This is a genomic window from Trichocoleus sp. FACHB-6, assembly GCF_014695815.1.
Lineage (GTDB): Bacteria > Cyanobacteriota > Cyanobacteriia > Cyanobacteriales > FACHB-T130 > Funiculus > Funiculus sociatus.
In genome coordinates this window covers 1-9,263 of sequence record NZ_JACJOY010000044.1, presented here as the reverse complement: position 1 = coordinate 9,263, position 9,263 = coordinate 1, and the positions used below count along the sequence as shown (strand labels likewise).

The window sequence follows — 9,263 nt, the reverse complement described above, 5'->3', positions numbered from 1 at the left end:
AATTACTGGGGTAAGCTTTACTCATAACGCTCTCTCAGTGCTGTGTACTACATATTCGCAGCTTACACTGAGTGAGCTTTTTTGCTATCTAACCGACTTTTAAAACATCCTCTAAGCTTTTGCCGGAAACTATAGACTGGCTTAACCAGCAAGATAACCCTAGTAGAACGATTGATTTATTAGTCAGAAATGCTCGAAAAAGCAATGAGCCTTGCTTCAGCGAAGAAAGCACTTTTGAAATGGCAGAAGTTTCGGCACTTGAAGAGGAATTGGAGATATCGGGCGAACAGGTGAAGAGTCTAACACAAGAAGTGGAGGAGCTAAAACAAGAGCTGAAGTTGGAAATACAGAGGACAGAAGATTGTCGCCAAGAACTGGAATATCTAGAGCAGGAGTTGCGTAATAATTTCGTCTATGAGTTACGTGATCAAATTGGGACAGCACAGATGACACGAGATAAAATGGATGCGATCGCGCAAACAATCTTGAAGGATGAAAAGAGAAAAAATAGTAACATACTGGTAAATTATCAAGGTTGGGTTGCTGTCAAAAATGCTTTAAAAAGGTTCATTGAGATTCTATTGAATTAGGTAAGTAGAAGCTTCCGATATATTCTTCCCACATCAGTATTTTGAGTTTAAAACAAATACAAATTTTATCTCTATTTTAAATAAACTGTAACGTTAAATGTATACATAAAAAAACCTTAGTAGGGATCGGGCAATGTTAGAGACGACGACAAACCAGACAATATCCCACGCCGCGGTTGAGGATTGGTGGGAATCCCCCATGCCTCCCACTGACTTGATTGATGATGGTGAACCGATGGAAAGTAACCGTCACCGGATTGCAATGAATACCCTGATCTGATCGTTGCAGCAAGCTTGGAGCGATCGCAATGACTTTTTCTGTGGCGGCAAGGTGCGGTTTTATGATGAGGCGGGAAATCTCGTCTTGTTACCGGAGGAAGCCGAACGTCAACGCGCCGAAGCTGCTCAACAGCAAGTTGAAGCCGAACGTCAACGCGCCGAAGCTGCTCAACAGCAAGCCGAAGCCAACGCAAACGCGCTCTTGCTTTAGCGGCTTGGTTGCGAGAAATGGGGGAAGATCCGGATACATTAAGGCTCTAGTATTTTGTAAAACTCAATTTGAAGAAATCACCCCCTGTAGAGACGTTGTATACAACTTCTCTAGTTACACTTTTGTGTCATAGAACCCATATTTTGCCTGTTATCTGGGTAAAATCGCAATTATGGGGCCCGATGGGAGCAAGGCAAATACTTTGGTAATACAAAATGTGACTACCGCCGATTTGGCGGAGCAATTCCGACATCTTCAAAACCAGCTGCGCGAAGTTTGGCATACTACCGAACTTTTTGACAACAGCGATGCTGATATTGTGGTGATTCCTTCGTTGAGTATCGATCAGCGAGAACTGCTGAAAATTGAAGGATCTCATCACTACGAGGAGCGACTTTTATTTTCGTTAATTCGCCTGCATAACCCTCGAACCAGGCTAATTTACGTTACCTCCCAGCCGTTGCATCCGAGCGTAATTGATTACTATTTACAACTGCTACCGGGAATTCCGTTTTCTCACGCACGCGATCGCTTGCTGCTACTTTCAGCTTACGACTCCTCCCTCAAACCTCTAACTCAAAAAATTTTAGAGCGTCCCCGCTTACTGGAGCGCATTCGGCAAGCCTTGCAGCTAGAAAAGTCTTATATGATTTGTTACAACAGTAGCCCTTGGGAAAGGGAACTGTCTCTAGCACTGGGCGTACCCTTGTATGCTTGCGATCCGGATTTGCAGGATTGGGGAACTAAAAGTGGCTCTCGGCAAATCTTTGCCGAGAGTGAGGTTCCTCATCCCGATGGTAGCAGTAGCGTCTGGAATGCCGAAGAACTCGCACAAGCAGCAACCGAGTTATGGGAACGACAGCCGACTTTAAAGCGAATGGTTGTCAAACTTAATGAAGGAATTTCCGGCGAAGCGAATGCAATTCTAGACTTAAGACCCATTCTGGAACTAGCACCCCAGAAAGCTTCCCATAAAGAACGAGTGGAGGCAATAAGCGATCGCTTGCCATTTCTCGGCTTTCAAGCCAAAGCTGAAACCTGGGAAAATTTTTCTAGTCGCATCCCAGAATTAGGAGCAATTGTAGAAGCTTTCATCGAAGGAGACATTAAGCGGAGTCCCAGCGTTCAAGGTCGCATCACACCCGATGGAAAAGTAGAAATCCTCTCAACTCACGACCAAATTTTAGGAGGCCCTGACGGTCAAATTTACCTTGGTTGTCGTTTCCCAGCCGATGAAAATTATCGATTGCGCTTGCAAGAATTGGGATTAAAAGTAGGCAAGAAACTAGCAGAAAAAGGAGCCTTAGAACGCTTCGGCGTTGATTTTGTCGCCGTTCGCCACCCTGACACAGAACACGGACAATGGGAGCTGCAAGCAATAGAAATTAACCTGCGAAAAGGCGGCACTACCCATCCTTTTATGACCCTCAAGCTGTTAACAAACGGTCGTTATGATCTCTCGACAGGTTTATTTTACAGCAAACAAGGTCGCCCAAAATACTACATTGCCACCGACAACCTGCAAAAAGACCGTTACCGGGGACTGCTGCCAAACGACTTAATGGATATCATTGCCCATCACAGATTGCACTTTGATACTGGTACTGAAACAGGCACCGTTTTCCATCTCATGGGTTGTCTTTCCGAATTCGGCAAGCTGGGATTAACCAGTATTGGCGATTCTATGCAACAGGCAGAAGAAATTTACAACAAGGTGGAAAAAGTGCTGGACGAAGAAACTAAAATTCGCCCTAATCATTCCAACTCGCCACTTTATCCGATTCCCCCGATTACTTGGAGCGGGAACGGCTAAAATTCGGAAATGAAAATAAGAGGATGTTTGAAAAAGCACTTTTCAAACCTATAGGTTAGAGATCCCCCTAAATCCCCCTTAAAAAGGGGGGCTAGGGGGATCTCCAAGATTTCAGCGTCATATAGATAACTTTTCAAACATCCTCTAAGCCATCGCTGCTTACATTGGATACGCTGCTATAACTAAAGAGTGTACAACTTCTTTTTTAGAGACTACTCTTTTGACATTGGGATCGGGTTCTGAATCGCTCTCCTTGTGCCGTTAGTTGTTTTGTTCTAAACACGCGACTACATAAGGAGCCTGCTAATGTCGTCCCAATCCTATCTCCCAATAAAAAATCAACTCCTCGCCGCCCTGTCTGAAACCGAGTACCAGCGCCTTATTCCCCACCTGGAACTCGTCTCCTTATCACTCAATCAAGTTCTCTACGACGCTGGCGAATTGATTGAACACGTCTATTTTTTCAATCAGGGAATGTGTTCTTTAATCACCATCATGGAAAACGGGGCGATAGTCGAAGTAGGTCTGGTGGGCAAAGAAGGCATGGTTGGTCTTCCCGTATGCTGGGGAGGCAACACCACGATCAACCAAGCGATGGTGCAAATTCCAGGCACTGCCATGCGGATGAAAGCCGAGCATCTGAAAACCGAGTTCAACCGGGGTGGTAAACTTCACAGCTTGCTGCTGCGCTACACGCAAGCGCTATTTACTCACGCCTGCCAATCCACTGCCTGCAATCGCCTGCATACGATAGAGGAGCGGCTTGCCCGTTGGCTGTTCAACGTCCAAGATCGCATGGAATCAGACCTGCTACCGTTGACTCAGGAATTTCTCTCTCATATGTTAGGCGCACGCCGCTCCGGTGTCACGGTGGCTGCTGGCACCCTAAGCCAAGCGGGAATGATTTGTTACAGCCGTGGTAAGATCACCATCCTCGATCGGGAGAGTTTGGAAGCAACCTCTTGCGAGTGTTATCGGGTGATTAAAAACGAGTACGATCGGTTGCTAGGTAAGGGAAGCAGTGAGATTTGCTGACGACCTCTTTTTAATTTGGCTTTTATGTTTGGAAGCGTACAGAACTCGGAATGCGATCGCATTTATTCTTAATATTACAGGCTCGGAAATCGAGGCTACTTGACTTAGATGTTGGAAAGAAACCGATGAGCTAGGTGCTTTCCTTCGCTAAGGATACAAGCCCCGCCCCTTCTTGACGAAATGCCAAATCTAATAATCGATCGGCCGCTTCCAGCTATTTCCCTCAATATAAGCACGTCAGAGCGTTACCCAATATCCCGCTTAAAGATAACCGGGGCCTAACTATGAATAATTCCACACGCCTAGCTGCTAAATATGATGATGATATTAACAAAAAAATGATAGACCTTTGGGGTAAGAGTTGGGAAAAACTCTCTCCAAAACAAAGGCAATTAGTTGGAGAAATTTTGAATCACCTAAACCAAGTTCCTTCGCTCAGCTAGGTTAATTCAATTTTTTTAATATCAGGCGCTGTTAAGAAAACAACTTTATTTCAGGCTCAGACTTTCGTAGCCAACCAAGGCTTAGAGGACGTCTGAAAAGTCCTAATCAAGACGCTTAGACGGTGGATATCCCCCTTAAAAAGGGGGATTAAGACTTGGTTCTCCCCCCTCGAAAAGGTAGTCTGGGGGGATAAAACTAACATTTTGACACTTCTGAGACATCCTCTTATGTTTTGTTAGGTGAGGTTCTCACAACCCAGCTTACGCTAACTACTAGCCTAGTTTCCGGCTTCCGTACCCAAAGTCCAAATGCTTTTTTTGAGTTTTGTTTTCCTATCGTTCTTTTTCTACAATCATTCTTTAGCGGACGGTATTTGCTTATACAAATATATCTTCCTTAGAGGAGATTTTACCACAACCGAATTAAACAAGCAGCAGCTTTTGTAGGCTGCTTGAAAGTTTATCTCCAGAATAACTAAGATAAAGGAAATCTTATACAAGTAATATGTTTTTTTTATATTTTAAATATGAAATAACTTATTAATATAATTGTTACACATCTGAAATGGTTCGTTCTTTTGACGGAAGCCAGTATTGAGGATAACCGCTAACTTAGGGGCATAAATCTCAAAGAAGGAAGGCAGTTATGTTCGATATAGGTACTGATGTTGTGAATCAAAAAACTGGGCATATTGGCAAAGTGATTGGTTACGGGCATGAAATGGTTAACGGAGTTTATTCGCCAACACTGAAAGTGCTTTTATCTGAAGCTTTAAACCCAGGGAAAAAAGGTTTTATAGAAGAGGACTTGCATTCGGCATGGACTCAATGGCAGGAAGCCAACAATCTTTCCATTAAGTGAGTATTTGGCACAAATGTAAGAGGCGTTTGACAAGCTATCTATATGTACAATTTAATTTCCTGTATTGAGCGATGATGAACCCGGGCCACGCTCAACGCCTGTAGATTCTGCCTGCTCGTCGGAGAACGTTTCCTGATTCGTATCTTGCGGTCGGATAGAATCGAGTGTAGCCCTGTGTCTTCGTGTGGTTGTGACCCAGTCTGTACAGAGTGCGATTCACTGCATAAATCCAGATTGTCCGCGTCCTTATCCCCAGGTTTGGGGAAACAAATTTTGCAACAGTTGCGGCGCACCGTTACAACTGTTGCATCGTTACGTTCCCATCCAGCCTCTCGGAGTTGGGGGATTCGCCGCGATTTACACAGTCTGGGATTTGCACCTGTCAAGAGAACGAGTGCTGAAGGTTTTGCTGGAATCTTCACCGAAGGCGCTGGAACTGTTTGAGCAAGAAGCGGCAGTCTTAGCGAGTCTAAATCATCCGGGCGTTCCCAGAGTGGAGCCAGATAGCTATTTTGTGGTGGACTTAGGCAAGCGGCAGCTACCTTGTCTGGTGATGGAAAAAATCAACGGTCAAACGTTGCAGGATATTCTGGATCGGTATCCCCAAGGGTGTCCAGAATCGCTGGTACGCAATTGGCTCAACCAAGCTTTAGAGATTTTACAGGAATTGCATCGCCGCAATATTATTCACCGCGATATCAAGCCTTCTAACTTGATGCTGCGTCAAGAAACTGGGCAGCTGGTGGCGATTGATTTTGGCGGTGCGAAACAAATTGGCACGGTGCAGCTGGGTTCTGTTGCCAGTTCGACGCGGTTGATTTCTCCGGGTTACAGTCCGCCAGAACAGATTATGGGGAGTGGGGTGGGGCCGGCGGCAGATTTTTACGCGCTGGGTAAGACGATGATTCACTTACTGAGTGGGCAATATCCGCCGGATTTGGAAGATACAGCAAGTGGTGAGTTGAGGTGGCGGCATTGCGCCCCGATTAGCCCTGATTTGGCTGACTTGCTGGATGACATGGTAAAAGACGATGTGCGCCAGCGACCAGCAAGTGCGGCCCAGATTCAGCAGCGTTTGACTGGGGTTTCTTCAATGAAGACAATACCCAGTAACGTACCGCAGTCTTTTTCCGGGGCGATCGCTTCCTTTGCCCGCACAAGTCTGAAGCTGGTGGCAATAGCGATCGCATCTATCCTGACAGCTGTAGGTCAAATTACTCTTTTCGTTTTTCGCGCGATCGCCAAAACCTTACAAGCTAGTTTAGATACGCTTTGGGAAATGATTGTTGGCGGTATTGGCGCTGGTGTGTTTGCCGCAACTGGCTTTTTCTTGGCTTACGTGTTGCCGTTGGGTGCCAATTTCGCTACTATTCTCGCCCAATTGCCCCCGATTTTTCCCTATATTCCCCCCCACGTAGGGCAAGCGGTTCTGCTGTTTGCTGCCGCTGGCTGGGGGACAGCTTGGGGTCTTACCGAAGCCGGAGGCTTTGGACAGCGCAAGCGGCGTTTAGTGGCTGGGCTGATGGGCGTTTTCGGCTACGGCTTAGGGTGGCTGATTTGCCATGTGATGCCTTATGGATCGGTGCTGCGCTTAGTAACGTTGATTGCATTTGCAGTTGGCCCCTTAACCCTTGGTTTAGGTTTGCCTAGCCATGAACTGGTTCACGCTGTTATTGCCGCATCTGGCACAGCTGGAGTCTTGACTGCTTTACAAGCTTATACCTTCATCCCTACCGCGTCCGCTCCTTTAGTCAGCCTTGGGTTTTTTGGGGTTTTGGCTGTCACTACTGCCTTCTGGTTGGGCGTGAGTTACTACATCGTTGTGCCTTTTCTGCGTTGGTTGGGCTGGCGATGATCCGGTGCTATGTCTGCGTAAATTTCCGGAACACGCGATCGCATTGGGGGATCTGTACTTAAGTACACAAATTTTATTGTCAAATTATGATAAATAAACTTTCCCTAGTAGCGCTATTGGCTCTTAGCTTAGCTGCTTGTACTTCTACACCGCAGTCTAACCAATCTGCGATCGCAAATTCTCCAACGGCTGAGTTACCAGATGTGCAGTGTCAAGGAGAAGTACCGCAACCTGTCAAAGCATCTCTTGGGGAATTTCGTCTTGCACAAGAAGCTGATTTTATTCCCGCAATACGCCAGTTTCAAGCTAGTGGAAATTCAAAACAAAAATTTACTTGCAGCATTTTCTCGGCTGATTTTAATCAAGATGGGTTAAAAGACTACGCCATGTTGTTAGTGAGTGAAGAACTCGGTGATTTCCGGTTCCAAATGTCCCTAAATCAAGGTGATGGGAAATTTCAGCGAGATTTCGTCAAAGATTACAAGCGCATCACCAAACCAGAAGCAGGTGTAATTTATACCTCAATGGATTTCAAACCAGCAGGGGAAAAAGGTTTAGCAGCCCGCGATTATAGCCCTTTGAAACCAGGTTCTCCAGAACAAACAACTTATGTGGAGAAACCAGCGATTGAACTGTGGAAAGTAAGCCAAACAGATGCACCACCCAAACAGTTAGATATAAGTTCTCTAGGTTACTGTTCTGAGGCGCTTTACTTCGTAGATGGCAAAAAAACTTTTGTGGTCTGCGATTAAAAGACATTAAAAAAATATCAATTTGCCTAGGCTGAACCCTTGTAAAAACTTTTCAATTTGGAAAAATTGTAGGTTGGGTTGAGCTATTGCTCAACCCAACCTACCTAATATTAGCATTTGGTTTTGTTACCTCTATCCACCCTACTTACTCACACAACTTTCCTGTTGGGTGAGGTTGCTCAAACAAACCTACAAATTATAATATTTATCTCCACCTACGTATCATAGAGTTAGTAGCCCGAGCGAGATCCGTCATGTTAGAGTACAAATCACCAAAATATTTTCCTTCCTCCGAAGAACTACTCGACTCTGACGAGACACCTGTGGATAATGAACTGCAAGATTTAATCCCCGGTTTACTGAAAGCCATATTAGCTATGGCTTGGACAGAACGCATGGATTGGTTCTTTGGCGTTGACATGGGGATTTACTACGATCCCGATCAGCCTGCAATTGTACCAGATGGATTTCTCAGCTTAGGAGTTGAGCGAATTTTTGATGAAGGACTGCGCTTAAGTTATGCAATTTGGGAAGAAGAGCGCGTCCCGATTATGATACTAGAAGTTGTCTCTCAGACTTATCGCGGCGAATATACCAAGAAAAAGCAAGAATACTCAGATTTGGGTGTTTTATACTACGTAATTTACAATCCTCAACGTCGCCGCAAGCCACAGCTAGAAGTTCATCGTTTAGTTGATGGCGAATACATTTTGCAACCGGGTAATCCTGTTTGGCTACCTGAAGTTGGTTTAAGTATTGGTGCAGAACGCGGAACTTATCTAGGAATAACGCGGGAGTGGTTGTACTGGTACGATGAACTTGGGCAAAGATTCCTAACACCAGAAGAACGCGCTAAAGTTGCAGAACAACGCGCCCAACGTCTTGCAGAGCAACTTCGTGCTATGGGCGTAGATCCCGATTCTGTAGTTTAAATTAAGCTATGGGAGATTTTGGTAATTTCAACTAAGCTGCAATTTGCGCGATCGCGCCAGCCCATAGCAAACATATAGCGATCGCACGAGCTAGGCAAGCAGTATCTTCACCTTTTTTACCAATATTGCAATATTGGTTTTTCGTCTGCGTTTAGCCGATATGATCGCTTCACCTTAATATTCTAGTTACTTGAGATGAGGATCTTTTCCTAACCTGTTGCTGTGCCATAGGATAGCCTGATTGTTAGCAATAAATATATAATGTGATTAAAATTATCACAACTAGGTTGGCATAAAATTAGGGTTATTACAGTTAAAATAAAGTTAAAAATAACTTGGTTTTTCGTTGGATTTATCTGCACTGCTTAAGTAAGCGTACAGGAGTTACGCAGTTGAACTGAAGATGCGGTAGAAGGAAGGAATGAATTGTTAGCTTCCATCGTTTCCAGTGCCTCTATGTGAACGTTGAACTGAAGATGCGGTAGAAGGAA

8 protein-coding genes and 1 pseudogene are annotated in these 9,263 nt (G+C 45.0%); all 9 read left to right on the top strand.

Annotated features, from left to right (window positions below; genetic code table 11):
• Positions 1 to 119: 119 nt before the first annotated feature.
• A complete protein-coding gene (locus H6F66_RS08455) occupies positions 120 to 590 on the top strand; it encodes a hypothetical protein (RefSeq protein ID WP_190420184.1) in 471 nt (156 codons plus the stop codon).
• 133 nt (positions 591 to 723) lie between these two features.
• Positions 724 to 1,130, top strand: a pseudogene (locus H6F66_RS29265) (hypothetical protein).
• Positions 1,131 to 1,282: 152 nt separating this feature from the next.
• Positions 1,283 to 2,893: a peptide ligase PGM1-related protein gene (locus H6F66_RS08445; RefSeq protein ID WP_242019211.1), complete on the top strand. Its 1,611-nt coding sequence runs from the start codon at positions 1,283 to 1,285 to the stop codon at positions 2,891 to 2,893.
• Between the two features lie 306 nt (positions 2,894 to 3,199).
• Entirely contained in the window at positions 3,200 to 3,928 is a 729-nt protein-coding gene (locus tag H6F66_RS08440) for a Crp/Fnr family transcriptional regulator (RefSeq protein WP_190420180.1), read from the top strand.
• A gap of 284 nt (positions 3,929 to 4,212) precedes the next feature.
• A complete protein-coding gene (locus H6F66_RS08435) occupies positions 4,213 to 4,371 on the top strand; it encodes a hypothetical protein (protein ID WP_190420178.1) in 159 nt (52 codons plus the stop codon).
• 646 nt (positions 4,372 to 5,017) lie between these two features.
• On the top strand, positions 5,018 to 5,233 hold the full coding sequence (locus H6F66_RS08430) for a hypothetical protein (RefSeq protein WP_190420176.1): 216 nt from the start codon (positions 5,018 to 5,020) through the stop codon (positions 5,231 to 5,233).
• Positions 5,234 to 5,423: 190 nt separating this feature from the next.
• On the top strand, positions 5,424 to 7,088 hold the full coding sequence (locus tag H6F66_RS08425; protein ID WP_190420174.1) for a serine/threonine-protein kinase: 1,665 nt from the start codon (positions 5,424 to 5,426) through the stop codon (positions 7,086 to 7,088).
• A gap of 86 nt (positions 7,089 to 7,174) precedes the next feature.
• Positions 7,175 to 7,840 carry a hypothetical protein gene (locus tag H6F66_RS08420; protein WP_190420172.1) on the top strand — a complete coding sequence of 222 codons (666 nt, stop codon included), beginning with the start codon at positions 7,175 to 7,177 and terminating at the stop codon, positions 7,838 to 7,840.
• Between the two features lie 254 nt (positions 7,841 to 8,094).
• Entirely contained in the window at positions 8,095 to 8,772 is a 678-nt protein-coding gene (locus H6F66_RS08415) for a Uma2 family endonuclease (protein WP_190420170.1), read from the top strand.
• The last annotated feature ends 491 nt before the right edge of the window (positions 8,773 to 9,263 follow it).